The 26,301-nt window shown below is 60.5% G+C and carries 20 protein-coding genes; 9 read left to right on the plus strand and 11 right to left on the minus strand.

The features are described from left to right. Positions 1 to 268: 268 nt before the first annotated feature. Positions 269 to 1,324 carry a hypothetical protein gene (locus tag PMI28_RS12810; RefSeq protein ID WP_007987634.1) on the minus strand — a complete coding sequence of 352 codons (1,056 nt, stop codon included), beginning with the start codon at positions 1,322 to 1,324 and terminating at the stop codon, positions 269 to 271. A 242-nt stretch (positions 1,325 to 1,566) separates the two neighbouring features. Here PMI28_RS12810 and PMI28_RS12805 point away from each other — a divergent pair, with 242 nt between their 5' ends. Continuing rightward, the gene (locus PMI28_RS12805; protein ID WP_007987635.1) at positions 1,567 to 2,958 is read left to right on the plus strand and encodes an L-cystine transporter; all 1,392 of its coding nucleotides are present in this window, start codon (positions 1,567 to 1,569) and stop codon (positions 2,956 to 2,958) included. Positions 2,959 to 3,062: 104 nt separating this feature from the next. On the opposite strand, the gene PMI28_RS12800 is transcribed toward PMI28_RS12805, so the two are convergent. Then, complete coding sequence (locus tag PMI28_RS12800) at positions 3,063 to 3,575, minus strand: dihydrofolate reductase (RefSeq protein WP_007987636.1); 513 nt, start codon at positions 3,573 to 3,575, stop codon at positions 3,063 to 3,065. A gap of 85 nt (positions 3,576 to 3,660) precedes the next feature. Between PMI28_RS12800 and PMI28_RS12795 the strand changes: the two genes are divergently transcribed. Together PMI28_RS12795 and PMI28_RS12790 are read left to right on the plus strand one after the other, a co-directional pair. After that, positions 3,661 to 5,031 carry a DUF2868 domain-containing protein gene (locus tag PMI28_RS12795; RefSeq protein ID WP_007987637.1) on the plus strand — a complete coding sequence of 457 codons (1,371 nt, stop codon included), beginning with the start codon at positions 3,661 to 3,663 and terminating at the stop codon, positions 5,029 to 5,031. Then, a complete protein-coding gene (locus PMI28_RS12790; protein WP_007987638.1) occupies positions 5,024 to 6,400 on the plus strand; it encodes a GTPase/DUF3482 domain-containing protein in 1,377 nt (458 codons plus the stop codon). Before PMI28_RS12795 ends, PMI28_RS12790 begins: the two co-directional genes overlap by 8 nt. 150 nt (positions 6,401 to 6,550) lie before the next feature. On the opposite strand, the gene PMI28_RS12785 is transcribed toward PMI28_RS12790, so the two are convergent. The 7 genes from PMI28_RS12785 to PMI28_RS12755 form a co-directional block, all read right to left on the minus strand. Then, the gene (locus tag PMI28_RS12785) at positions 6,551 to 7,108 is read right to left on the minus strand and encodes a phosphonate degradation HD-domain oxygenase (protein WP_007987639.1); all 558 of its coding nucleotides are present in this window, start codon (positions 7,106 to 7,108) and stop codon (positions 6,551 to 6,553) included. Continuing rightward, complete coding sequence (locus PMI28_RS12780; RefSeq protein WP_007987640.1) at positions 7,108 to 8,241, minus strand: TIGR03364 family FAD-dependent oxidoreductase; 1,134 nt, start codon at positions 8,239 to 8,241, stop codon at positions 7,108 to 7,110. Before PMI28_RS12780 ends, PMI28_RS12785 begins: the two co-directional genes overlap by 1 nt. A gap of 117 nt (positions 8,242 to 8,358) precedes the next feature. Further along, positions 8,359 to 9,384, minus strand: coding sequence for a putative 2-aminoethylphosphonate ABC transporter substrate-binding protein (locus PMI28_RS12775; RefSeq protein WP_007987641.1), 1,026 nt, complete (start codon positions 9,382 to 9,384; stop codon positions 8,359 to 8,361). Between the two features lie 54 nt (positions 9,385 to 9,438). Further along, on the minus strand, positions 9,439 to 11,163 hold the full coding sequence (locus tag PMI28_RS12770; RefSeq protein WP_007987642.1) for a putative 2-aminoethylphosphonate ABC transporter permease subunit: 1,725 nt from the start codon (positions 11,161 to 11,163) through the stop codon (positions 9,439 to 9,441). Then, a complete protein-coding gene (locus tag PMI28_RS12765) occupies positions 11,163 to 12,239 on the minus strand; it encodes a putative 2-aminoethylphosphonate ABC transporter ATP-binding protein (protein ID WP_007987643.1) in 1,077 nt (358 codons plus the stop codon). Before PMI28_RS12765 ends, PMI28_RS12770 begins: the two co-directional genes overlap by 1 nt. A gap of 228 nt (positions 12,240 to 12,467) precedes the next feature. Then, a complete protein-coding gene (locus tag PMI28_RS12760; RefSeq protein ID WP_007987644.1) occupies positions 12,468 to 13,331 on the minus strand; it encodes a LysR family transcriptional regulator in 864 nt (287 codons plus the stop codon). Between the two features lie 16 nt (positions 13,332 to 13,347). After that, positions 13,348 to 15,609, minus strand: coding sequence for a heavy metal translocating P-type ATPase (locus PMI28_RS12755; RefSeq protein WP_007987646.1), 2,262 nt, complete (start codon positions 15,607 to 15,609; stop codon positions 13,348 to 13,350). Positions 15,610 to 15,702: 93 nt separating this feature from the next. Here PMI28_RS12755 and cadR point away from each other — a divergent pair, with 93 nt between their 5' ends. Next, positions 15,703 to 16,152 (plus strand): Cd(II)/Pb(II)-responsive transcriptional regulator, encoded by a 450-nt coding sequence (gene cadR, locus PMI28_RS12750; RefSeq protein WP_007987649.1) that lies wholly within the window; start codon positions 15,703 to 15,705, stop codon positions 16,150 to 16,152. Positions 16,153 to 16,264: 112 nt separating this feature from the next. Here cadR and PMI28_RS12745 read toward each other — a convergent pair whose 3' ends face one another. Further along, positions 16,265 to 17,632 (minus strand): CYTH domain-containing protein, encoded by a 1,368-nt coding sequence (locus tag PMI28_RS12745; RefSeq protein ID WP_007987650.1) that lies wholly within the window; start codon positions 17,630 to 17,632, stop codon positions 16,265 to 16,267. Positions 17,633 to 17,789: 157 nt separating this feature from the next. Between PMI28_RS12745 and argE the strand changes: the two genes are divergently transcribed. Together argE and argA are read left to right on the plus strand one after the other, a co-directional pair. Beyond that, positions 17,790 to 18,953, plus strand: coding sequence for an acetylornithine deacetylase (gene argE / locus PMI28_RS12740; RefSeq protein WP_007987652.1), 1,164 nt, complete (start codon positions 17,790 to 17,792; stop codon positions 18,951 to 18,953). A gap of 260 nt (positions 18,954 to 19,213) precedes the next feature. Continuing rightward, entirely contained in the window at positions 19,214 to 20,512 is a 1,299-nt protein-coding gene (gene argA, locus PMI28_RS12735; protein ID WP_007987654.1) for an amino-acid N-acetyltransferase, read from the plus strand. Between the two features lie 150 nt (positions 20,513 to 20,662). Here the strand turns inward: argA and tauA are convergent, their stop codons facing one another. Then, on the minus strand, positions 20,663 to 21,652 hold the full coding sequence (tauA, locus tag PMI28_RS12730; RefSeq protein WP_007987656.1) for a taurine ABC transporter substrate-binding protein: 990 nt from the start codon (positions 21,650 to 21,652) through the stop codon (positions 20,663 to 20,665). A 364-nt stretch (positions 21,653 to 22,016) separates the two neighbouring features. Between tauA and PMI28_RS12725 the strand changes: the two genes are divergently transcribed. From PMI28_RS12725 to PMI28_RS12715, 3 genes are all read left to right on the plus strand, one after another. After that, a complete protein-coding gene (locus tag PMI28_RS12725) occupies positions 22,017 to 23,357 on the plus strand; it encodes an OprD family outer membrane porin (RefSeq protein ID WP_007987658.1) in 1,341 nt (446 codons plus the stop codon). 411 nt (positions 23,358 to 23,768) lie between these two features. Continuing rightward, positions 23,769 to 25,109, plus strand: coding sequence for an OprD family porin (locus tag PMI28_RS12720; RefSeq protein WP_007987659.1), 1,341 nt, complete (start codon positions 23,769 to 23,771; stop codon positions 25,107 to 25,109). Between the two features lie 291 nt (positions 25,110 to 25,400). Next, complete coding sequence (locus PMI28_RS12715; protein ID WP_007987661.1) at positions 25,401 to 26,039, plus strand: peroxiredoxin; 639 nt, start codon at positions 25,401 to 25,403, stop codon at positions 26,037 to 26,039. The last annotated feature ends 262 nt before the right edge of the window (positions 26,040 to 26,301 follow it).

Consider the following 26,301-nt stretch of genomic DNA (forward strand, 5'->3'; position numbering starts at 1 on the left):
CGTCAGAGAGATCGTGCAAGCCGGATGTACGACTGCTGCGCAGCCGGACGCAGCCTTCGGCAGCTGCTACAAGGAAGGCGGTTCACCTGATTGATTGGCATTACGCCAAGTGCGGGGCATTTTTTTGCCTGATACAAATCTCCCAAACATGGGAGATCAACTGTGGGAGCGGGCTTGCGCGCGAAGGCGTCGTGCCAGTCAACAACCCTGTCTACCGGCAGACCGCTTTCGCGAGCAAGCCCGCTCCCACATGGGGTTTATGCAGCCTTTATTGAATCTCTTCCGGCTTCACGATCACCCAGTTCTTGTCGGCAGTCACCGTCAACCCTTCCTTGGTCTGGGCCGCGGCGTTCTTGGCCATCATGCCGTTAATCTGGGTCATGTATTTGTCTTTGCGGTTGACCCACAGATGGATGCCGCCCTTGGCCACATCAACACTGTGGAACAGCATGTAACCATCACTGCTTGGGGTATCGCCGCCGACCAGTACCGGTTTTTTCCACTCATCGATGTAGGTCAGGATCGCCGCATGCTTGCCGGCCATCCAGGTCGCCGGGGTCCACAGGTACGGGGTCAGTTCGAGGCCGAGGTTGGCCTTCTCGTCATACTTGCCGGCGGTGATCTGCTTGCGCGCGGTGGTCAGCTCGCCAGTCTTCGGGTCCTTGAGCAGCATCGACACGCCGATCACGTTCTGCGGTTTGACGTTGTAGCCGTACTTCGGATCGGCCGCGACCATGCGCACCAGTTCTTCGGAGGCGGCGGTCATCACGTAGACCTCGATGCCGTTCTCCATCAGCTTGTTGTACAGCTCTTGCTGGCCGGTGAAGATCTTCGGCGGGTTGACGTCGAGTTTCTTGACCACGTCGCCTTCGTAGTAAGTGGCCGGCACCGGTTTGCCGGACGCCATCATTTCGTCGACGTAGCCCTTGAGTTCCTTGAGGGTAAAGCCTGAGAACACCTGGGCGACCCATGGATAGCAAACCATGTCGTCGACTTCGCAGAGGCGGTAGTAGTAGCTGAACAGGCTTTCCTTGTGGTCGGCGGTGTCCTTGAACGGCATCAGCTTCAGGGAGGGATCGAGCTTGTCGCGGGTGATCAGGCCCTTGTTCTCCATGAACGGCAGCAACGACTCTTCGAGGTCGTAGCGGTAACTGGTGTTGTCCATGTCGAACACCGCGTAGTTACCCTTGTTGGCGTTGGCCGCGATCATCGTGTCCAGTGCCTTGGCCTGATCGGCTGGCCAGTGTTTCAGATCCGTTGCGAAAACCTGGCCGGCAAGGCCCAGGCAAAGTGCTGCAGCCAGTAATTTCGGTGCGAACTTCATTGGCGTTTCTCCCTGAATGTGAAAGACATCGACGCTAACAAATAAGTGTGACAGTCCTCGTCTGTCAGCGACCGCCCACGTCCCTTTCGCGCCAGTTGCATTTCTGACAGCGACATCCGCTTATTCCAAAAACGACGGACACCCTGCGTTTTTGATATTAATTCATTAGTTTTCAAGCTGTTAGGCTTGCCGGTTCGCGGTTGCCCAAGGGTGCAACCGGCACAAGTCTTATCGGAGTCTTCATGAATCTGCCCCTGATCCTCAATCTGCTGGTGTTCCTCGCCCTGCTTTTCGGCCTGGCGCAAACCCGTCACACAACATGGAGCCTGGCGAAAAAAGTCCTGCTCGCGCTGGTGTTGGGCGTGGCGTTCGGTGTGGCGTTGCACACTGTCTACGGTGCCGGCAATCCGGTGCTGAAAGCCTCGATCGGCTGGTTCGATCTGGTGGGCAATGGTTATGTGCAATTGCTGCAAATGATCGTGATCCCGCTGGTGTTCGCCTCGATCCTCAGCGCCGTGGCCCGCCTGCACAACGCCTCTTCGCTGGGCAAGATCAGCTTCCTGACCATCGGCACGCTACTGTTCACCACGGCCATCGCGGCGTTGATCGGCATCGGCCTGACCAACCTGTTCGGCCTGACCGCCGAAGGCCTGGTCGCCGGCACCCAGGAAATGGCCCGCCTGCAAACCATCCAGAGCGATTACGCCGGCAAGGTCGCCGACCTGAATGTGCCGCAGTTGCTGCTGTCGTTCATTCCGCAAAACCCGTTCGCCGACCTGGCACGGGCCAAGCCGACGTCGATCATCAGCGTGGTGATTTTCGCTGCATTCCTGGGTGTCGCGGCGCTGCAACTGCTCAAGGATGATGCCGAGAAAGGTCAGAAAGTGATCAACGCCATCGACACCCTGCAAGCCTGGGTGATGCGCCTGGTGCGCCTGGTGATGAAACTGACCCCGTACGGCGTATTGGCGCTGATGACCAAGGTGGTCGCCGGTTCCAACCTGCAAGACATCATCAAGCTCGGCAGTTTCGTGGTGGTGTCCTACATCGGCCTGGGCCTGATGTTTGTCGTACATGGCGTGCTGGTGTCGGTTGCCGGGATCAATCCGCTGCGCTTCTTCCGCAAAATCTGGCCGGTGCTGACATTTGCCTTCACCAGCCGTTCCAGCGCTGCGACGATTCCGTTGAGCATCGAAGCGCAGACCAGTCGTCTGGGCATCCCGCAGTCCATCGCCAGTTTCGCCGCCTCGTTTGGCGCGACCATTGGCCAGAACGGCTGTGCCGGTCTGTACCCGGCGATGTTGGCGGTGATGGTTGCGCCGACCGTGGGCATCAATCCGCTGGACCCGTTGTGGATCGCGACGCTGGTGGCGATTGTCACGCTGAGCTCCGCCGGGGTGGCCGGGGTGGGTGGCGGCGCGACGTTTGCCGCGCTGATCGTGCTGCCGGCGATGGGCTTGCCGGTGTCACTGGTGGCGTTGTTGATTTCGGTCGAGCCGCTGATTGATATGGGGCGCACGGCGTTGAACGTCAGCGGTTCGATGACGGCCGGTGCGATTACCAGCCAGGTGATGCAGCAGACCGATAAGGCGCTGCTGGATGCGGATGAGCATTCGGCGTTGGCGCAGGCTTAAATCCTTCAGCGACTGAGGGGGCCCCTTCGCGAGCAAGCCCGCTCCCACATTGGATCTGTGAACGACACACATCCCCTGTGGGAGCGGGCTTGCTCGCGAAGCTCTTAAGCTTTTTCCCACACTTCGAAGTTGTACGCCGGTTTGTCGCCTTCGGCCGGGTTCGGCACATCCGATACCAGTTTCCACTGGCTCAAATCAAACTCCGGAAACCACGCATCCCCTTCCGGGCTCAACGCCACGCGGGTCAGGTACAAACGATCAGCCTGCGCCAACCCTTGCGCATACAACTGCGCACCGCCAATCAGCATCAACTCATCGACACCCTGTTCCTTCGCCCATGCTTCGGCACGAACGACGGCGGCTTCCAGCGACGGATAAACCTCCGCGCCTTCCAGCACCAGATCCGCCTGACGGCTGACCACGATGTTCAAGCGGCCCGGCAGCGGGCGACCGAGGGAATCCCAGGTCTTGCGCCCCATGATGATCGGTTTGCCGAGCGTGGTGGCCTTGAAGTATTTGAAGTCCCCCGGCAGGTGCCAGGGCATGCTGTTGTCGACGCCGATCACACGGTTTTCACCGAGGGCTGCGATCAGGCTGAGGGGGAGTGATTTAGTCATGCCGGCGAGGATACCAGAGCCTCGCTTTCGCCGATAAGCGCCACAGCGGTTATGCTCACAGCTCAATTAAGCGACGGGATGCCGCGTGACTGAACTCAATACCCTCTGGCTGACAGAAACCATCCGCCTGCGCGAAGAACACGCAGGCCCCCTGGACGATCTGGAAGCTAACCGTCTGGCCCGCAGCGCCGGGGGCGATTTGCCGACGCGCATTCAACGCCGCGCCCTGTGGCTGGCCGAACGCGATGGCCTGGCGGCGGCTCTCACACACTGGTTGCAAGGTGCACGACTGGCGCTGATCGTAATGGCGGTGCTGGGCGTGATCAGCGGCGCCGGCCTGGCCTTTGCCGCAATGGGTGACGGCCTGCACCCGGTGAATGTGTTCTGGGCCTTGGGCAGCCTGCTCGGGCTCAACCTGATTCTGCTGCTGGGCTGGGCCCTGGGCCTGGTATTTGCCGGCGAACACGGCGCCAGCCTCGGGCGCTTGTGGCTGTGGCTTAGCGAAAAGCTCGCCCGGGATGCCAAAGCCGCGCAACTGGCCCCCGCCCTGCTTCTGTTATTGCAACGGCAGAAGCTCAATCGCTGGGCCCTCGGCGTGCTGGTCAACAGCCTGTGGTTGCTGGCGATGCTCAGCGCGCTGGTCATCCTGCTGATGTTGATGGCAACCCGGCGCTACGGTTTCGTCTGGGAAACCACGATTCTCGGCGCCGACACCTTTATTGCCGTGACCCAGGCCCTCGGCGCATTGCCGGCCCTGTTCGGCTTCAGCGTGCCGACCGAGGAAATGATCCGCGCCAGCGGCGATGCGGCATTGAACATCGAAAGCGCCCGACAGGCCTGGGCCGCGTGGCTGGTCGGTGTGCTGTTGGTTTACGGCGTGGTGCCGCGCCTGCTGCTCGCGCTGTTTTGCCTGTGGCGCTGGAAGACGGGTCAAACGGCGCTGCGCCTGGACTTGAATCTGCCCGGCTACGCGCAATTGCGCGAACGCTTGATGCCCACCAGCGAGCGTCTCGGCGTCAGCGATGCCGCTCCAGAACAACTGCATCGCGTGGAAAGCGGTGTCACCGAGCAGCAAAGCGACGGCGCGCTGTTGGTCGCCATTGAGCTGGACGACCAGCGCCCGTGGCCACCGCATTTGCCGAAAAACGTGAGCAACGCCGGTATCCTCGACAGTCGCGAATCGCGGCACAAACTCCTCGAACAATTGAGCCGTTTCCCTCCGGCGCGCCTGGCCATCGCCTGCGATCCGCGGCGCTCGCCGGATCGCGGCAGCCTGGCCTTGATTGCCGAACTGGCCCGCAGCGCCAGCGCCACCCGCGTGTGGTTGTTGCAGGCGCCCCCCGGTGAAGCGCTGGACGCCGAACGCCTGGGCGACTGGCACGTGGCGCTGCAACAGCTGGAGCTGCCGTTTGCCGATTGCGCACCGATGAACTGGCTGGAGACGGGTCATGACTGACACCTGGAAGCAGCCTCTGAAACTCGCCGTGGTCGGCCACACCAATGTCGGCAAGACTTCGTTGCTGCGCACCCTGACTCGCGACGTCGGCTTCGGTGAAGTGTCCCATCGCCCCAGCACCACGCGGCATGTCGAGGGCGCACGGCTGTCGGTGGACGGCGAGCCGCTGCTCGACCTCTACGACACCCCTGGCCTGGAAGACGCCATCGCCCTACTCGATTACCTCGAACGCCTGGAGCGTCCCGGCGAACGCCTCGACGGCCCGGCGCGACTGGCGCGGTTCCTTGAGGGCAGCGAAGCACGCCAGCGCTTCGAACAGGAAGCCAAGGTGTTACGCCAGTTACTGGCTTCGGACGCCGGGCTCTATGTGATCGATGCCCGGGAGCCGGTGCTGGCCAAGTATCGCGACGAGCTGGAAGTGCTGGCCAGTTGCGGCAAGCCCTTGCTGCCAGTGCTGAATTTCGTCAGCAGCGCCAACCACCGCGAACCGGCCTGGCGCGAAGCACTGGCGCGGTTGGGCTTGCATGCCTTGGTGCGCTTCGACAGTGTCGCGCCGCCGGAAGATGGCGAACGTCGACTCTATGAAAGTCTCGCCCTGTTGCTGGAAACGGCCCGGCCGCAACTCGAACGCCTGATCGCCGATCAGCTAGCCCAGCGCCTGGCTCGTCAACAAAGCGCAGAGCGATTGATTGCCGAACTGCTGATCGATTGCGCGGCCTGCCGACGCAGTGTGGTCAGTGATGCCGAACAAGAACAGCAAGCGATCAGAGAACTGCGCAAAGCCGTACGCCAGCGTGAACAGCGCTGCGTCGAAGCCTTACTCAAACTCTATGCCTTCCGCCCCCAGGATGCCGCCGCCAGTGATTTGCCGCTGCTCGACGGCCGTTGGGGCGATGACCTGTTCAATCCGGAAACCCTCAAGCAACTGGGCGTGCGCGTCGGTGGCGGTATCGCCGCGGGTGCTGCCGCCGGGGCCGGGGTCGACTTGTTGGTGGGCGGGATTACTCTGGGTGCGGCGGCACTGGCCGGGGCCATCGCCGGTGGCGCGCTGCAAACCGCGCGCAGTTATGGCAGCCGTTTGCTCGGCAAGATCAAGGGCCAGCGCGAACTGACGGTGGATGACAATGTCCTGCGCCTGTTGGCGTTGCGCCAACGGCAATTGCTGCAAGCGCTGAACGCCCGTGGGCATGCGGCGATGGACAGCATTCAGCTAGCCACGCCCCAGGACAAGAGCTGGCGCGAAGGCAAGCTACCCGAAGCCCTGAACAAGGCCCGGGCGCATCCGCAGTGGTCGTCGCTCAATCCTCATTCCAAACTGAATCAGGCGGAGCGACAGGAGCAGATAGAAGTTCTGGCACAACAGCTGTAGAGGCAGGAACATTTGCTTTGCCTGAACTGACGCCTTCGCGAGCAAGCCCGCTCCCACAGGGTTTTGTGCTGGACCATCCATCAGTGACCAGCCACAAATCCAATGTGGGAGCGGGCTTGCTCGCGAAGGCAGCCACCCGGTGCCGAGGCCTTACGCCGCCAGTAGACGCAGCGCTTTTTCCTTCAACACCCCAAGATCAATCACCGGCACATACATCTCCTTGGCCAGCTCATCCCACTGGCGCATGCGCAAACTCACCGCGCACAACGGGTCTTTTTCGAACGCCTCAGCCTCTTCAGCCGTCATCACCCCACCCTGATATTCCAGGGTCCGGCGGCTGGCCTCGCTCAGGCGAGCGTAGTACCCCGGCTCCTTGAGCGTCAGATAACGCTTGGCCTGCACGTGATACTCCACCAACCGCGCCATGCGTTCGCTGAAGCCGGCGCGGCGCAGGTAGTCGGCACCGAGGCGCTCATGGCTGACCACACCAAAGCCACCCATGTTCTCCACGCTTTCGGCGCAGATATGCCCGATGTCATGAAAGAACGCCGCCAGCACCACTTCATCATCGAAACCTTCGGCCATGGCCAGCTCCGCCGCCTGGGACATGTGCTCGATCTGCGACACCGGCTCGCCGATGTAGTCGCTGTCGCCAAAGCGCTCGTACAAACCGAACACCTCGGCAATCACTCGTGCATGGCGTTCCATCAGATTTCCTCCAATACCGTCGCAACGTTGCGTTCGGCCATTGCCGGTCCGACGCTCATGCCAACGCCAGTGTGCATCAACGCCACACTCAGGCCTTTTGCCGGGCGCAGGAACGAGAACGGTCCCGGTCCCCGTGAACCATAGACACCCTGCCAGCGTTCGACCACTTGCACCTTGCAGCCCAGGGTCTGCTCGGCCAGTTCGATCATCCAATCATCGACCTGCTCGGCATTGAAGGGCGACGGATCGCTGCCGTAATGGTGCGAATCGCCAATGATCAACTCGCCATACGGTGTCGGGCTGATCAGCAGGTGAATGCCGTTTTCGTGCAGATGCGGCGCGTACTGCAGAATTTCTGCCTGCACCGCCACGGCCTCCGGCAAGTCGGCGAAGGCGCCGTAGTGCACGCAACTCAAGCCGGTGAGCAACGCGTGTTGCAGGTTGAGGTTGATGTGCGGTCGGGCGCGGAGCATTTGCAGGCGGCAGATTTGCGGGTCGAGCTCGGCGATCTGCTCGGCCAGCAAGGTCTGATAATCGTGGCCGGAGCAGACGATGATCTGCTCGGCACTAAAGCTGCCGGCGGTGCTGTGCAGGCAACCGGGCTCGACATCGCGCACCAGGGTGGAAAAGTGAAACTTGACGCCCAGGTCACGGCGCAGGAAGTCGATCAGCGCCGGAATCGCTTCGCGCGAATACAGTTGCTGGTCGTCCATGCCGTGTAACGCAGCACGGTGATGGCTGAACTGGCCGCCGTACAAATCGCGCAATGCGGCGCCGCGCAGCAGGTCGACGCGGTAACCGTGCTCCACCGCGCGGCCATCGCAGAATGCTTCCAGCAGTTGTTCTTCCGCCTCGGTGCGGGCGAACAGGTACGAGCCATTGCGCTTGAGTTGCAGGCCGGCGAGCTGCGCCCAATCGCCCCAGATTGCGCGACTGGCGCGGGCCAGTTCCAGCATCGGTCCCGGCGGTTGGCCGGTGACCAGGGCCTGGCCGAAGTTACGCACCGAAGCGCCGACAGGCGTTTCGCTGCGCTCGAAAACCGTGACCTTCAGACCGCGTTTGGCGGCGGCATACGCGTGGGACAAACCCAGGATGCCGGCGCCGACGATCAGCATGTCGTTGTGTTGTGTCATGAAGTCTTGTCCTGAATTTGAAACCGCTTTCGCGAGCAAGCCCGCTCCCACATTGGAATGCATTTCCCTGTGGGAGCGGGCTTGCTCGCGAAGAGGCCCTTTCAGCCGATGAAGATCTTACTTGGCTACGACTTTCTCGGACTTACCGTCATAACGCTTGCGCCATTCGGTCAGGATTTCGTCGCGGTTCTTCGAAGCCCAGGCGAAGTCGTTCTTGATCAGGCGCTGCTCGTAGTCGGCCGGCAGTTCGGTCTGTGGCTTGGCGATGCCAGGCTGGGCGAGCACGGCGAAGTTTTCTTTGTAGAGTTCCATCGCCTCAGGGCTGGCGGAGAAGTCAGCCAGTTTCTTTGCGGCTTCTTCGTGGGCAGTGCCCTTGATCACGGCAGTCGCTTCGATCTCCCAGCCCAGGCCTTCCTTCGGCAGGATAATGTCCAGCGGCGCGCCTTTACGCTTGAGTTGAACGGCCGGGTACTCGAAGGAAATACCGATCGGGAATTCGCCAGCAGCCGCCAGTTTGCAAGGCTTGGAACCGGAGTGAACGTACTGGCCGATGTTCTGGTGCAGGCCGTCCATGTACGCCCAGCCCTGCTTCTCGCCGAAGGTTTGCAGCCAGGCGCTGACGTCGAGGAAACCAGTGCCGGACGATGCCGGGTTCGGCATCACGATCTTGCCTTTGTACTCAGGCTTGGTCAGGTCCTGCCAGCTCACTGGCTTGGTCAGGCCCTGTTTTTCGGCTTCGACAGTGTTGAAGCAAATGGTCGCGGCCCAGACGTCCATGCCGACCCAGGCTGGCGGGTTGGCGGCGTCGCGGTAGTTGCCGCCGATCTTGCCCAGGTCCTTTGGTGCGTAGCTTTGCAGCATGCCTTGCTGATCGAGGATCGCCAGGCTGGAAGCGGCCAGGCCCCATACGGCGTCAGCCTGCGGGCGTTCTTTTTCGGCCAGCAGCTTGGCGGTGATGATGCCGGTGGAATCACGCACCCATTTGATTTCGACGTCCGGGTTGGTCTTTTCAAACGCGGCCTTGTAGGCAGTCAGCTGTTCGGCTTCGAGAGCGGTGTACACCGTCAACTCGGTTTTCGCCGCATAGGCGTTCAGGCTGAAAGCGGTGAGGACAGCAGCGGCCAGGGCCATAGGCTTGAACATGATCTTTTCCTGTATTTGAGTTGAGTGGGTGCTTTCGGTTTGAGGAGAAGGGATTCAGTGACCGGGCGCGGTCTGCCGCCAGGCCTGGGAGCGGCGCAGCAAGCCGCGCGAAGCCCAGGCCAGCAGCAGGGACACGCCCGCCGAGGTGAACAGAATCAGGGTCGACATCGCTGCCGCGCCGCCGACGTTGCCGGCGTCGTCCATGTTCAGCACCGCCACCGCTGCGAGGATGGTGTCGGGGCTGTAGAGGAAGATCGCCGCCGAGACGGTGGTCATGGCCGAGACGAACAGGTAGCGCACGATGTCCAGCAACGCCGGCAGGCAAATCGGCACGGTGACGCGCAGGTAGTGGCGGTACAACGGCGCCTTGAGCGACAACGCGGCCGCTTCGAACTCGGCATCGAGTTGACGCAGCGCGGTGGTGGCGGTCATTTGCGCGGTGGTCAAATAGTGAGCGATGGTGCAGACGATCAGCAGCGTCATGGTGCCGTAGAGCACGTGCAGCGGGTTGCCGGTGAGGTTGAAGAAGAAGACGTAACCCAACCCCAGTACCAGGCCCGGCACCGCCATCGGTACGAAGCTGAGCATGCGCAAGGTCAGGTTCAGGCCGCGCTGTCCCTTGGTTTTCTCCATCAGGTAGGCACCGGTGAAGATCAGCAGGCTGCCGATCAACGCCGTGCCCAAAGCCATCTTCAGGCTGTTGCCGTAGGCCAGCCAGCCACCGCCGGCGGTTTCGTTGAACTGGTAATGGTTGAGCGACAGCGACAGGTTGTACGGCCAGAACTTCACCAGGGACGAGAACACCGCCATGCCGAACACCAGCAACAACGCGGCGCTGATCAACAGGACGATGGCCAGGTAGCAACCGTCGCGCAGTTTCGATGGCGCAGGCTTGAACACTTGGGCACGACCGCTCATAGAGTCGCCGTGACGCCGACGCAACCAGGCATCGACGCCAAAGCTGAACAGCGCCGGCAGCAACAACACCATGCCGATCAACGCGCCACGACCGAATTGCTGCTGGCCCACCACAGCCTTGTAGGCCTCCAGCGCCAGCACTTGATAGTCGCCACCGACCACCACCGGCACACCGAAATCAGTGATGGTCAGGGTGAACACCAGGCAGAACGCGGCGAACACGGCCTGACGGGTCGCCGGCCAGGTAATGCTGCGGAAGGCTTTGGCAGGACTGGCGCCCATGCTGGAGGCCGCGTCGAACAGTCGCGCATCGGCCAGGGACAGGGCCGACAGCAGAATCATCAAGGCGTGCGGGAAGGTGTAGATGACTTCGCCGAGCACAATGCCCCAGAAGCCGTAGATGTTGTCCGAGAACAAACCCCGCAACATGCCCTGGTTGCCGAACAGGTAAACCAGCGCAATGCCCGGCAGCATCGATGGCGCCATCAAAGGCAGCAGCGAGATGCCACGCCAGATGCCTTTTGCCGGAATCAGGGTGCGTTGCAGGGCGTAGGCAAACAGATAGGCCAGCGGTACGACAATGGCCGCGACACTGAGGGAAACCTTCAGGCTGTTACCGAGCAACCAGTGGAAGTTTTCGCTGGTCACCAGTTCCTTGGCGGCGACCCAGCCACCGCCCTGCCCGGTTTCCGCACTGAAACCACGCCAGAAGATCGCCAGCAACGGCATCAAAACGGCAACGCCCAACAATACCAACAGAAGGACTTTGCCGCCGACCACGAACAACCGGTCACCGATCTCGGCGCGGCTGGTCTGCCGAACCTGCTTTTGCGGCAGCGGCAGCGCGATGTTCGCGCTCATCAGGCAAACACCTGCAAGCTGCGCGGCGGCAAGGCGACCATGATCTGCCGGGCGCCCAGGCGCGGCATGGCTTCCGGTGCCAGCTCCGCCAACAGCGCATGGCCCGGTAATTGATCGAGCTCGAAACTCATGCGGCAGCGGTTGCCGAGGAAGGTGATTTCACGAACCTTGGCCGGGAACAGGTTTTCCTCGTGCACCAGCGGGTTGACGCTGATCGCTTCCGGACGGCAGAACAAACGGCCGGACGAGGTTTTAGCGCTGCCATTGGCCAGGCGCATGTTCATCCCGCCGACCTGGGCGTGGCTGTCGCTGCCGCTATGGAACGGCAACCAGTTGCCCTGGCCGACGAACTCCGCCACGAATGGTGTGGCCGGGCGGTTGTAGATTTCCTGCGGCGTGGCGTACTGCTCGACCTTGCCGTTGTTCATCACGGCGATGCGGTCGGCCATCAGCATGGCCTCGTCCTGGTTGTGGGTGACCATCAGGGTGGTGATGCCGAGGTTGCGTTGCAGTTGGCGCAGTTCGGTGCACAGATGCTCGCGCACCCGGGCATCGAGGGCCGACATCGGTTCGTCCAGCAGCAACAACGAAGGTGCGGGCGCCAGGGCGCGGGCCAGTGCCACACGTTGCTGCTGACCGCCGGACAACTGGCCCGGGTATTTTTTCTCACTGCCGGTCAGACCAACCAGTTCCAGCATCTGACCGACCCGACGGCGCACTTCGTCGCGACCGCTGCCGGCGAGGCCGTAGGCGATGTTCGCTTCGACGGTGAGATTGGGGAACAACGCGTAGGACTGGAACAGGATGCCGTAATCCCGTGCCTGGGGCGCCAGGTGGGAAACGTCGCGATCGCCCAGGTACAACTCGCCGCTGTCCTGCTTTTCCAGACCGGCGATGCAGCGCAGCAAGGTGGTCTTGCCACAGCCCGACGGGCCGAGCAGACACACCAGCTCACCGGCCGCCACGTCGAGGGAAACGTTATCCAGCGCCGTGAAGGCGCCAAAACGTTTCTGTACGCCGCGCACTTTCATCGGTGCGCCGGGGTTGGTCAGGGCAGTTGCGATCGAGTTGTTCATGGACGGACCTCATCTAGCAGATGGGGCCATCCTAGGGTTGTAATGAGTCCGTCATGTGGCAGTAAGGCAAAAACTGCCGATAGTGGTATTCAGGATTTTTGGTTAAGCCTTCAGGCTCTGTGTTGTTTGATCTGGCGCCTTCGCGAGCAAGCCCGCTCCCACAGTTGATCGCGGTTCCCTGTGGGAGCGGGCTTGCTCGCGAAGAGGTCATCACTGGCACCACAAAAATCAGGCCGGGGCCATTTCCTGCGCCAACCCCAGAAACGCCGCCGGCAGCCGCGCACCTTTGCGTTCCTTGAGGCAGTACAGGTACTCGGGAATCTGCGGCGCATTCTCGATGGTCAGCACCCGCAGTTGCGGATCATGGGGCACTTCCTGGCGGGCAATGATGCTGATACCGATGTTACGCAGCACCGCCTCGCGGATCGATTCGCGACTGCCGATCTCCAGCAGCGGGCCGAAACACACGCCGGCACTGGCCAGCAACTCTTCGGTCAGGCGACGTGTAGTCGAGCCCGGCTCGCGCATCAGCAAGGTATGTCCGGCCAAGGCGCCGAGCGGCACATGATCGTGAACCGCCAGCGGGTGATTGCGATGCACCGCCAGCACCAGTGGATCGCTGCCGAGTACCCGGCGAATCAGCCGTGCGTCATCGAGCAATTGCGACGACGCCGCGACATCGACCCGATAATCTTCCAGCGCTTCAAGCACCTGTTGCGAGTTGCCGATCTCGACCGACACTTCCACTTGCGGCAGGCGTTCGCGGAAGGTCTTCACCAGGTCGAGGATGTAATACGGCGCCGTGGCGGCAATGCGCAATGTGCCCTGGACCTGGCCGCAGTTGCGCAGGAAAAACTCGATGTCGGCTTCCTGCTGCATCAGCGTTTTGACCATTGGCAGTAGCCGCGCGCCCTCCTCGCTGACGCTGAGACGCCGGCCGCCACGGTAGAACAGTTCGACTGCATACTGGCTTTCGAGGTTGCGGATCTGTGTCGTCACCGTCGGCTGGCTCAGGCCGAGCTTTTTTGCAGCCTGGGTAATGCTGCCCAGGCGGGCCACCATGTAAAACGCCTTCAGCTCGGCACTCAGCACAACCGTCCCTCATCCTTTATTTGCGCAGCAGGCGCAAACCGTTGAACACCACCAACAAGCTCACGCCCATGTCGGCGAACACTGCCATCCACATGGTAGCGAGCCCGGCGAAGGTTACCCCAAGAAAGATCGCCTTGATGACCAAAGCCAGGGCAATGTTTTGTTTGAGGATGCTCGACGTCTGCCGCGACAGGCGAATGAATGCCGGGATTTTGCGTAGGTCGTCGTCCATCAGGGCGACATCGGCAGTTTCGATAGCGGTATCGGTGCCCGCGGCGGCCATCGCAAAACCGATCTCGGAACGCGCCAGCGCAGGCGCGTCGTTGATGCCGTCCCCGACCATGCCAACCCGATGCCCTTGGCCATAAAGAGCCTCGATAGCCTGCAGTTTGTCACCTGGCAACAGGTCGCCCTTGGCCTCGTCGATGCCGACTTGCGCAGCAATGGCTTGTGCGGTGTGGACGTTATCACCAGTGAGCATCAGGGTTTTGATGCCCAGGTCATGCAGTTGCCGGATGGCTTCGCGGCTGGACGCTTTTACCGTATCGGCGACGGCGAACAGCGCCAATGGGCCGGACGAATCAAGCAGCAGCACCACCGACTTGCCCTGCTTTTCCAGGGCAAACAGTTTTTCTTCCAGCGCCGGCGAGCACAGGCCCAGATCCTCCACCAGACGATGGTTGCCCAAATGGTAGAGCTGGCCGTTGATCTCGCCGCGCACACCGCGCCCGCCCAGCGCTGCGAAGTTATCCACAATCAGCGTCGTGGTTTGTTTATCCACAGCCGCTCTGGCGATGGCCATGGAAACCGGGTGATCCGAGCGCCCGGCCAGCGCAGCGGCAATTGCCGGGGCCGTAGCGTCAGCGGTCGGGTCGAGGGACAGGTAATCGGTCTGCACCGGTTTGCCGTGGGTGATCGTCCCGGTTTTATCGAGAGCCAGGTAATCCAGCTTGTACCCGCCTTCCAGGTACACGCCGCCCTTGACCAGAATGCCCTTGCGCGCCGCCGCCGCGAGGCCGCTGACGATGGTCACCGGCGTGGAAATTACCAGCGCACACGGACAGGCAACCACCAGCAGCACCAGCGCGCGGTAGATCCAGTCAAACCACACAGCGCCCATGAGCAGCGGCGGGATGATCGCCACCGCCAGGGCCAGGACGAACACCACCGGGGTGTAGATTTTCGAGAATTGATCGACGAAACGCTGGGTCGGCGCCCGCGCCCCTTGGGCCTGCTCGACGGCGTGGATGATGCGGGCCAGGGTTGAGTTATCCGCGGCGGCGGTCACCGCGTACTCCAGGGAACCGGCCTGATTGATGGTGCCGGCGAACACTTTATCGCCGACGGTTTTTTCCACCGGCAGACTTTCACCGGTAATCGGCGCCTGATCGATAGTCGACCGGCCGGACAGCACTTCACCATCCAGGCCGATGCGCTCACCGGGACGAACCCGCACCCGCGCGCCGAGCCCAATGGTTTTGACATCCAGTTCCAGCCAGCTGCCATCAGCCTGCAACACCGTTGCCGTGTCCGGAGTCATCTGCATCAGACCGCCGATGGCATTGCGCGCGCGGTCGAGGGATCTGGCCTCGATCAACTCGGCCACGGTGAACAGGAACATCACCATCGCCGCTTCCGGCCACTGGCCAATCAGCACCGCACCGGTCACCGCGATGCTCATCAGCGCGTTGATGTTCAGGTTGCGGTTTTTAAGGGCGATCCAGCCTTTTTTGTAGGTACCGAGGCCACCGCTGAGGATCGAAACCAGTGCGATAACCGCCACCACCCAGTTCGGTGCGGAAGCGGTGAAGTGGATAACTTCCGCCAGCAATGCACCCACACCGGACAGTGCCAGGGGCCACCACGGCTTTTTCCGGGGCACCGGCGTCGGGGTTTCCGCACCCTGCTCCATTGGCTCGGCCTGCATGCCCAGGGATTTGATGGCCTCGACGATCGGCTCGATACCGGGCAAATCATGGGTCACGCCGAGCACCCGGTTAATCAGATTGAACTCAAGCTGCTGTACCCCGGTCAGTTTACTTAGCTTGTTCTGGATCAGTGTCTGTTCGGTTGGACAGTCCATCGCCTCAATGCGAAAACTGCTCAGCCGGGCCCCGGGCGTTGGCGACTCGCTCAGTTTTATCACCGCGGGTGCGGTCGCCCTGGAAGAACAGCAGGCGTCGTCGTGACCGCCATGGCCATGCTTTTGCACGGGCTTGAGCTTGTGGCTGTGTTCATGTTCAGCCCCGGGTTTGTGGGAGTGCAGGGAATCGCTCATTGGTTGCGTCCATAAGAGTGCCTGTTGCCTAGTTAAGACCCTGTAGCCACTATAGGGTCAAGCACCGATTCTGGAGTTTTGGAGATTGTCGTCATGAAGATTGGAGAGTTGGCGAAACTTACGGACTGCGCCGTGGAGACCATCCGCTACTACGAGCGCGAGAACCTGCTGCCGGAACCGGCCCGCAGCGACGGCAACTATCGCGTCTATACCCAGGCCCACGCCGAGCGCCTGACCTTCATCCGCAACTGTCGCACCCTCGACATGACGCTCGAAGAAATCCGTAGCCTGCTGGCGTTTCGCGACAGCCCGCAGGACCAGTGCGAAAGCGTCAACGCGCTGATCGACGAGCACATTCACCACGTCAAGGCGCGGATCGATGGCTTGCTGGCCTTGCAGACGCAACTGCTCGACCTGCGCCAACGTTGCAGCGAAGGGCCGGATATTGATCAATGCGGGATTTTGCAGCGGCTGGAAGTGAGCGGCGGGGTTGTGGCAACGGAGGTTGAGCATTCCCATGTTGGCCGTAGCCACGGCCACTGAGAACAGTGCAAAGCCTTGTGGAGCGGGCTTGCCCGCGAAAGCGCCGGACCAGCCAACATAGATGCTGGATGTTCCGGCCTCTTCGCCCGGCAAGCTGCTCGCGCTAGCGGTATTACAGACGCAGCAGCATTTTCCAGGCACGGTTCTGATACACCGCAATCGCCTGCTGCTTGCGCGCATCCAGGACTTCGTCGGTGATCGATTCGTTGGCCAGTTGCGCCAGTTTGTTCAGCTCGCCGTACAGGCGATCCATTTCCGGGATCTCCAGCACGTTACGCGCATGGTGCAGCCAGACCTGGATGCGTTCGATGCGTGGCAGTTGCTCGGCCAGGTCTTCCGGCTGTTGCTGATAACGCTGCAATTGCAGCGAAGTGGTTTCCTCGCCCAGCAGGCGCGGCAACCAGCTGCCCAGTTGCGCAGCGCCCTGGCGATTGCCACGGGTGTTGCGGTCGGCGGCCCAGGTGCGGGCCAGCAACCAGCGCGAGGTGGTCAGGGAGAACAGGCCCCAACGCGGGTCTTCAAGTTCTTCGAGGAACTGCTCAGGTGCAGCTTTGCGCACGTCTTCATCTTCCAGGCCGGCCTGGACCAGCGGGCGCCAGTCTTCCAGCAAGGCATCGAGGGCGACACGCAGATCGTGGGTCGACTGACGCGGTGCGGCCTGGCCGAGGCTGCTGATCAGCGCGCGCATTTCCGCGAGGTTTTCCACCCAGTCCTGCAACAGGCGCCAGTGACCGTTGAAGCGATACTGCTCGGCCAGACGCTGGCTGCTGCCCAGCAAATGCCAGCTCAGCGCGGCGAACGCGTCGTCCAGCGGCGTTTCGGCAGTGATTTGCGGCGCCGGCAGGCTCAACGAATAGCTGTGGGCGTCGTACAGGCGATAACCACGCTCGGCCTTGCTGATATCGCAGGGCATCAGGGCCAGTTTCTCGGCCAGCTCGGCGGCCAGTTCCAGCAACGCGGCCGGCTCACCTTCGCGCAGTTCCAGTTCCAGCTCACAGATTTCTTCTTTCTGCTTGCCGACCACGACGTGACCCAGGTCCAGCGCGGCTTCGATGACCACTTTGGACTTGCCGCGACCCCAGGCGATTTCCGCGCGTTCGCGGACGAAGTCAGTGGTGAAGATCGGCTTCAGGGTTTTCTTGTCAAGTTCGGCCAGTTCCTCGGGCCAGCATTCGCCGTCGAGTTTCTTCAGGTCGAGCTTGGCTTTGGGCAGGTTCCAGTCGTACTCGTTACGCACCGACAAACCGGCGACGCTCTGGCCACGGGTCTTGAGGGTCTGAATCACTTCGTCGCCATCCTTGCGCAGGCGCAGGGCGACTTTGGCCTGGGCCAGGTCGCGCTCGGGCGTGTCGAAGTACTGGTTCATCAACTCACGGCGTTCCCAGCCACTTTTGTTGCGTTTTTTCAGTAACGGGTGCTCGCGCAGGGCGGCGAGGGTTTCGCGGCTGACGCGGAGTTTGATTTCGGTTTCTTTCTGCATGGCCGGAAAATCCAGGATCGGGAGCGCAGCCGGGGGAATGTGTGGCTGCCAAGGTCGTGCAGTGTACAGGACTCAAGGTTAGTCCGCGCCGCAACGGTTTATTCCTGTCACCGGTTGGTTCTATGATGGACTTCAATTCGGGAGCCGGGAGTCAGCGATGCCATTGCCATCGATGAAAGAACAATTCGCTGCGCTGATCGCTACACCGTCCGTCAGTTGTACCCAGCCCAGTCTCGATCAAACCAACGGCCCGGTGATCGACCTGCTGGCGACGTGGCTCGGTGAGCTGGGTTTTACCTGCGAGATCCAGCAAGTCAGCCCCGGCAAGTTCAACCTGCTGGCCAGTTTCGGTTCCGGCCCCGGTGGCCTGGTGCTCGCCGGGCACAGCGACACCGTGCCGTTCGACGGTGCGTTGTGGCAGACCGATCCGCTGAAACTGACCGAAGTCGACGGTCGTTGGGTCGGCCTGGGCAGTTGCGACATGAAGGGCTTTTTCGCCCTGGCCATCGAAGCGGTCAAACCGCTGCTCGATCAACCGTTCAAACAGCCATTGCTGATTCTCGCCACATGTGACGAAGAAAGCTCGATGTCCGGCGCCCGCGCGCTGGCCGAAGCGGGACGGCCGTTGGGACGCGCGGCGGTGATCGGCGAGCCGACCGGGCTCAAGCCGATCCGCATGCACAAAGGCATCATGATGGAGCGCATCGACATCCTCGGTCAGAGCGGTCACTCCTCCGACCCGCGCCTGGGCCACAGCGCCCTGGAAGCGATGCACGATGCCATCGGTGAACTGCGCGGCCTGCGCTTGTTGTGGCAGCGCGAATTTCGCAATCCACAGTTTGGTGTGCCGACCCCGACGATGAATTTCGGCTGCATCCATGGCGGCGACAACCCCAACCGCATCTGCGGCCAGTGTTCGCTGGAATTCGATTTGCGGCCGTTGCCCGGCATGGACCCCAAGGCCTTGCGTGCCGAGATCCTGCAGAAGCTCAACCCGATTGCCGAACGGCATCAGGTCAAGATCGACTATGCGCCGCTGTTCCCGGAAGTGCCGCCCTTCGAGCAGGCCGAGGATGCGGAGCTGGTGCGGCTCGCCGAAAAGCTTACCGGCCATAGCGCCGAAGCAGTGGCGTTCGGCACCGAAGCGCCTTATCTTCAGCGCCTTGGCTGTGAAACGCTGGTACTTGGCCCGGGTGATATCGCCTGCGCCCACCAGCCGGGGGAATACCTCGAAATGTCACGTTTGCAGCCTACGGTGCATCTATTAAGGCAACTGATCGAACACTATTGCCTGACCACGACCCAAACCGCGGCCCTGTAGGAGCGAGCTTGCTCGCGATGAACGCAAGGGCCACGCGTCCATTCAGAAAGTCGCGTAATCGTTGAAGTCCATCGCGAGCAAGCTCGCTCCTACAGGGGCTGTGATTTGCCTGACAAGCCGTATAAATTGCCGGTATTCAAACCCGTATTCATGAGGAGAGCGCGCGTGTCGCCAAGCCTGTTCCGACGATAACCATCAGCCCGCTGTGCGTTTTCAGTTTCGCCCTTTTTTCGGCTGCTATTTATTACAGGCCCAGGTTCATGCCCGAATACGTCAATTGGCTTCGTCACGCTTCGCCTTACATCAACGCCCACCGCGATTGCACCTTTGTCGTCATGCTGCCCGGCGACGGCGTTGAACACCCGAACTTCGGCAATATCGTCCACGACCTGGTGCTGTTGCACAGCCTGGGCGTGCGTCTGGTGCTGGTTCACGGTTCCCGGCCGCAAATCGAAACGCGCCTCGCGGCCCGTGGCCTGACCCCGCATTACCACCACGGCATGCGTATCACCGATGCCGCGACCCTGGAGTGCGTGATCGACGCGGTCGGCCAGTTGCGCATTGCCATCGAGGCTCGCCTGTCGATGGACATGGCCTCGTCGCCGATGCAGGGCTCACGCCTGCGGGTGGCCAGCGGCAACCTGGTGACGGCGCGGCCGATCGGCGTGCTCGAAGGCGTCGACTATCACCACACCGGCGAAGTGCGCCGGGTCGATCGCAAGGGTATCAACCGTCTGCTGGACGAGCGCTCCATCGTGCTGCTGTCGCCGCTTGGCTACTCGCCGACCGGGGAGATTTTCAACCTGGCCTGCGAAGACGTCGCCACTCGTGCGGCCATCGACCTGGGTGCGGACAAGCTGCTGCTGTTCGGTGCCGACCTGGGCCTGATCGATGAACACGGGCGCCTGGTGCGCGAACTGCGTCCGCAGCAGGTGCCGGCACATCTGCAACGGTTGGGCAGCAACTATCAGGCAGAATTGCTGGATGCCGCGGCCGAAGCTTGCCGCGGCGGCGTGGCCCGCAGCCATATCGTCAGCTACGCCGAAGACGGCGCACTGTTGACCGAACTGTTCACCCGCGACGGTGGCGGTACGCTGGTGGCCCAGGAGCAATTCGAAGTGGTGCGCGAAGCGGCCATTGAAGACGTCGGTGGTTTGCTGGACTTGATCAGTCCGCTGGAAGAGCAAGGCATCCTGGTGCGCCGTTCCCGCGAGGTGCTGGAACGCGAAATCGAGCAGTTCAGTGTGGTTGAGCGCGAAGGCATGATCATCGCCTGCGCGGCGCTGTATCAGATCGCCGATTCGGATGCGGGTGAACTGGCATGTCTGGCGGTGAATCCGGAGTACCGCCATGGCGGTCGCGGTGATGAGCTGCTGGAGCGTATTGAAACCCGCGCACGGGCCCAGGGGTTGAAAACCTTGTTCGTCCTCACCACCCGCACCGCGCACTGGTTCCGCGAACGTGGCTTCGAACCCAGCAGCGTCGACCGACTGCCGTCGGCGCGGGCGTCGCTGTACAACTATCAGCGTAATTCGAAGATCTTCGAAAAAGCCCTGTGATGTTGTCGCAGCGTGCTTCCTTGTGGCGAGGGGGCTTGCCCCCGTTCGGTCGCGAAGCGGCCGCAAAACCATGCGACTCGGTCAGGCAGGTTTTGGGGCTGCTCCGTAGCCCAACGGGGGCAAGCCCCCTCGCCACAGGTTTTCAGTGGATTACTCGGTGACAAACCTCGCGCTGACATACGGCGAGTAGTCCGGCAGCACCGTCTCGACCTTCCCTTGTTCCTTCAAGAATTTCGCCGTCTTGCCAATGGCCTTGGCCGTGCCGCCATCCAGCAGCGCGGTGCCCTGTTGCGCCCTGGCATCCGGGAATGCGGAACCGGCCAATAGCTCCGGTACATCCGCGGCGTTGGCGCCGGTCAGTTTGGCGATTTTCTGCACGGGCAGCGAATCGGCGGTCCATTGGTCTTTATGAGCGGCATAGTCGGCGAATGAATCCAGGGTGACCCTGGCAAACTTTGCCACGACCTCCGGATGTTTTTCGGCGTAATCCTTGCGCGCCACCCAGACCTCAAAGGTCGGCGCCCCCCATTGGCCCACCTGCGCGGCATCGGTCAAGGTCTTGCCGCTCTTGCGGATCTCCCCCAAGGCAGGCGACCAGACAAACGCGCCATCAATATCACCACGTTTCCAGGCGGCCGCGATTTCCGCTGGCTGCAGGTTCACCACTTTGACTTTTGAACTGTCCAGGCCCCAGTGCTTCAACGCGCCAAGCAGGCTGTAGTGGGAGGTTGAAACGAATGGCGTGGCGATGGTCTTTCCGATCAGATCTTGCGGTTTTTCGATGCCGCTGCCGTTGCGCACCACCAGCGCTTCGGCGGCATTGATCTGGGCCGAAACGATGAACGCGACAATTGGCAGGTTGCGCGAGGCGGCAGCGGCCAGCGGACTGGAGCCGAGATTGCCGATTTGCACATCGCCGGAAGCAATCGCCGTGACCACTTCCGGACCGCTGTTGAAGCGTCGCCAGTCGATGGGCTGGCCGATGGTTTTTTCATAAAGGCCATCGGCCTGAGGGACTTTGCTGGGGTCGATTCCGGTTTGATAACCGACGGTGAGGTTCGCTGCATGAGCGGTGAAAGAAAATACGAACGATACACAAACTGTAACAATTGATCCGGATAGTGCGCGTTTAGTCGTCATGGGGCTGCCTTTCGGTAAAGGATTTGTTTCCGAATTGCGTCAGAAACTAATCGATCTAAAAAAGCAAAAACAAATACCGATTAGGAATTAGCTTGTAAGAAAAACCCTCTATTCTGGGGTAGTTGGGGAACTGGGAGCTAAATTCCTAAACGGTATTAGAAAAGAATCGGGTAATTCTTTTCAGGTTCATGACGAATTCATGACCCTGCAGGGACCAAAAAACCGGGGGTTAGACTATGGTCGTAGACACATATGGTTACGATTGACTTATGGGTCACGCTCTGGCGCTAATCGCGCATCTTAGGATTTCGGGCGTCGACTCGAGACCAGGAACACAAGAATTAGAATCGAGAGGAGCTTCACAATGAACAAGTCCACCTTGGCTTTGGCCGTGACCGTTGGGGTTTTGGCGCAGCAGGCAAGCGCCGCAGGTTTCCTGGAAGACAGCAAGGCATCCATCAGCTCTCGCACCATGTATTACGACGCCGATATGCGTGAAGGTGCGAGCACTCCTGCCAACCGTCAGCGCGAAACCGCTGAGGGTCTGAAGTTCGACTACCTGTCCGGTTTTACCCAAGGTACAGTCGGCTTCGGTATCGATGCTCAGGCACTCGTCGGGATCCACCTGGATGGCGGCAAGGGGCATCACCCGACCGGTAACAGCAACTCATTCTTCCCTAGCGATGGCAATGAGGCGGCCGACGAGTGGAGCCGTCTGGATGGCAACGTCAAGGCGCGCTTCTCGAAGACTGAAGCCCACCTGGGTGGCGCTCTGGCACCGAACCTGCCGATCCTGATCGCGAACGACAGCCGTCTGCTGCCGCAGACCTTTGAAGGTGGCACCATCACCTCCAAAGAAATCGACAACGTGACCTTCAACTTTGGTCAGCTGGAGCACGCGTCGGGGCGCGCCTCCTCGAACTCCACTGGCCTGTCTGTGGCTGGCGCTACTCAGGACAGCAACAAATTCCTCTACGGCGGTGCTGACTGGAAGGTCACCAAAGACCTCTTGCTGCAGTACTACTATGCGAACCTGGAAGACTTCTACAAGCAGAACTTCCTCGGTCTGGTGCACGTCTACCCGATCGCGGCCAATCAGTCGTTCAAGACCGATATCCGTTATTTCGATAGCAGCTCCGACGGCAAGAACGGCGACCCTGGCTTCCAGTTCAACAACAACAATGGCTTTGCCAAAGAAAAGGGCGTGGTCGATAACAAGACCTGGAGCGCCATGTTCACCTATACCCTGGGTGGCAACGCGTTCCTGCTCGGGCATCAGCGTGTCAGCGATGACGGCGGCTTCGTTTTCCTGAACCAAGGCAACCTTGTCGATAGCAACGGTAATCCTGAAGGTGCCGGCGGCGCGAGCTTCTACTCGTTTACCGACGCCACAGTTGGCAGCTTTATCCGTGCCGGTGAAAACACCACGTTCGGTCAGTACTCCTATGACTTCGCCTCCCTGGGCGTGCCAGGCTTGAAAGCTTCGCTGGCTTACTTGCATGGTCAAGACATCAAGGCTGTGGACGGTGTTAGCAAAGACCAGACTGAGCACGAGACCGACGCGCGTATTGATTACGTGATTCAAACGGGCGCACTGAAAGGGTTTGGCACGACGCTGCGTCACGGTACCTACCGTGGTAACACCAGCACCCTTGACCAAGACCAGACCCGTCTGATCTTCAACTACACCTATAGCTTCATGTAATAGCCGTCAGAAAAAGCCCCGTCGGTTGGCGGGGTTTTTTTCGTGTCGAGTTTTATATTCCATAAACAAAGATGCTATTTCTTTTTTATTCTTTTTAGTTTTTAACCATCCCGCTTAAAGTGCGCCTGTCCGACACTCTTCCCTGAGCTCGGATTTGGCAATTTCGTCCCTCGACAATTGATCAGGTTCAGGAATTGGCCTTGCCGCCGATACCTCGGATCTGTCGTGGGAAGTCATATTCCAAGTCGATATTAAAAAATACTAAAGAATTCTTTTTGGCTTTAAGGCCATGTATCCTGCGGCCCGCCAAACGACCGGCTCAGACGGTTTGCCGCGAATTTATGCGTTTAGGATCCCGGGCATTAGATCCAGGACCAGGAACACAAGAATTAGAAACGAGAGGAGCGAAACATGAACAAGTCCACCTTGGCCATCGCTGTGGCCGTAGGGGTTTTGACCCAGCAGGCAAGCGCCGCGGGTTTTATCGAAGACAGCAAGGCAACATTGGGGCTGCGCAACTTCTACATCAATACCGACAACCGTGACGGTGCCGGTGCCAACAAAAACGAAGAATGGGGCCAGGGCTTCGATCTGCGTTTCATCTCCGGGTACACCCAAGGCACCGTCGGCTTCGGTATCGATGCCATCGGTCTGCTGGGCGTCAAGCTGGATTCGGGCGGCGGCACCAACGGCGCCACGGCGACCTCTTACGGCGGCACGGTTTTCCCGAGCAAATCCAACGGCGAGGCGGTTGATAATTTCTCCAGCCTGGGCCTGACTGCCAAGGCCAAGGTTTCCCAGACCGAACTGAAGCTGGGCACCCTGCAGCCGAAAAACCCGGTGATTGTGACCAACGACGGCCGCCTGCTGCCGCAAACCTGGCAGGGTGGCCAGATCACTTCCGCCGAGATCAAGGACCTGTCGCTGGTCGGTGGTCAGATCGAAGCCGTTAAAGGCCGTAACTCCAGCAACAACGAGCAGATGTCGATTTCGGGCGCGAACACTCGCGGCACCAAGTTCCGCGACAGCAACAAATTCATCTACGCCGGTGGTGACTACAAAATCACCAAGGACCTGACGGCCCAGTACTACTACGGCAACCTGGAAGAGTTCTACAAGCAACACTTCCTGGGTCTGGTGCACAACTGGGCAATCGGCCCGGGCGTGTTGAAGTCGGATTTCCGTTATTTCAACAGCTCTGATGATGGTGCCAACGGTCACGACCCTCTGTTCTTCACCACCGGCAACTACAACGCGCCAAACGGTAAAGGCAAGGTCGACAACAACCTGTACAGCGGCCTGTTCCTGTATTCGGTTGCCGGTCATACCTTCGGTGGCGGTTACCAGGTCAGCAACGGCAGCAGTGACTTCCCTTGGCTGAACCAGGGTGACGGTTCGTCGAACTACACCATCACCGATTCGCAAATCCAGAAGTTCGGCCGTGCCGGCGAGAAAACCTGGCAAGCACGCTACGCGTTCGACTTCGCCAAAGTCGGCGTACCTGGCCTGACCGCGGGTCTGGTGTACCTGCACGGCGATAATATCGATACCGTTAACGCCAAGGGTGGCCAAGCGGCCAATGGTGCTTCCGAGTGGGAGCGCGATCTGAGCGTGGCTTACGTCGTTCAGGAAGGTCCGCTGAAAAACCTGGGTCTGACGTGGAAAAACGCTACCTGGCGCACCGACCTGCCGAACACCCGTTCGCAGGACGAAAACCGCCTGATCCTCAGCTACTCGATCCCGCTGTTGTAATAGCGCTCGCGTAACCGAGACAAAAAAGCCCCGCCCGGTATCGCACCGGGCGGGGCTTTTGCATTTCCAGGACGGGTTCACCCCCGTAATCCCGTCCTGAAGTTCCCTCTTTGCAGCAACTCAAGGCCTTCTCGAACCTCGTGGCCGATGTTCGGCGGGTTGTGCGTGCACGTCCAGTGAACAGATCTTTAATATTTCTTAATGATCTAAATAAATTGATATTTATTCTTTTTAATAGATAAAAAACACAGGCACAGTTGAACCCATCAAGCACTCACAAGGAGCAGCACCATGGGTCTCAGACTTGGCGATATCGCCCCCGATTTCGAACAGAACTCCAGCGCCGGCAGCATCCGTTTCCATCAGTGGCTGGGCGATAGCTGGGGTGTGCTGTTTTCCCATCCGGCGGATTTCACGCCGGTATGCACTACTGAATTGGGCTTCACCGCCAGGCTCAAGGATGAGTTCGCCCAGCGTGGAGTCAAGGCCATCGCGTTGTCGGTGGACCCGGTGGAGTCGCACCACAAGTGGATCGAGGACATCAACGAAACCCAGGGCACCGTGGTCAACTTCCCGATCCTGGATGACGCCGACCGCAAAGTCTCGGACCTCTACGACCTGATCCATCCCAACGCCAACGACACCCTGACCGTGCGCTCGCTGTTCGTGATTGATCCGAACAAAAAGGTCCGGCTGACGATTACCTACCCGGCGAGCACCGGCCGCAACTTCCACGAAATCCTGCGAGTGATCGACTCGCTGCAACTCACCGACAACTACAAGGTGGCCACACCGGCCAACTGGCAGGACGGTGATGAGGTGGTGATCGTGCCGTCGCTCAAGGATGAGGATGAAATCAAACAGCGCTTTCCCAAGGGCTATCGGGCGGTTAAACCGTATTTGCGCCTGACGCCGCAGCCGAATCGGTGAGTCATCAATATTTGCGGTGTGGCTGATGCCGCCTTCGCGAGCAAGCCCGCTCCCACAGTTGATCGCGTACCCCCTTGTGGGAGCGGGCTTGCTCGCGAAGGCGCCAGATCAGACACCACAGCTTTCACAGTTAAAGGCATCCACAAAGCAGGGGATTTCAGGCCGTTTCGACGGCCTGTTTTTTTGCCCGGAAGAAGTCTGCTTGTATATTTCTTTAACGAATAACCAAATGAATAAATATGATTTATGGATATATAAATCA

Origin of the sequence: Pseudomonas sp. GM48, assembly GCF_000282335.1 — a bacterium.
GTDB lineage: Bacteria > Pseudomonadota > Gammaproteobacteria > Pseudomonadales > Pseudomonadaceae > Aquipseudomonas.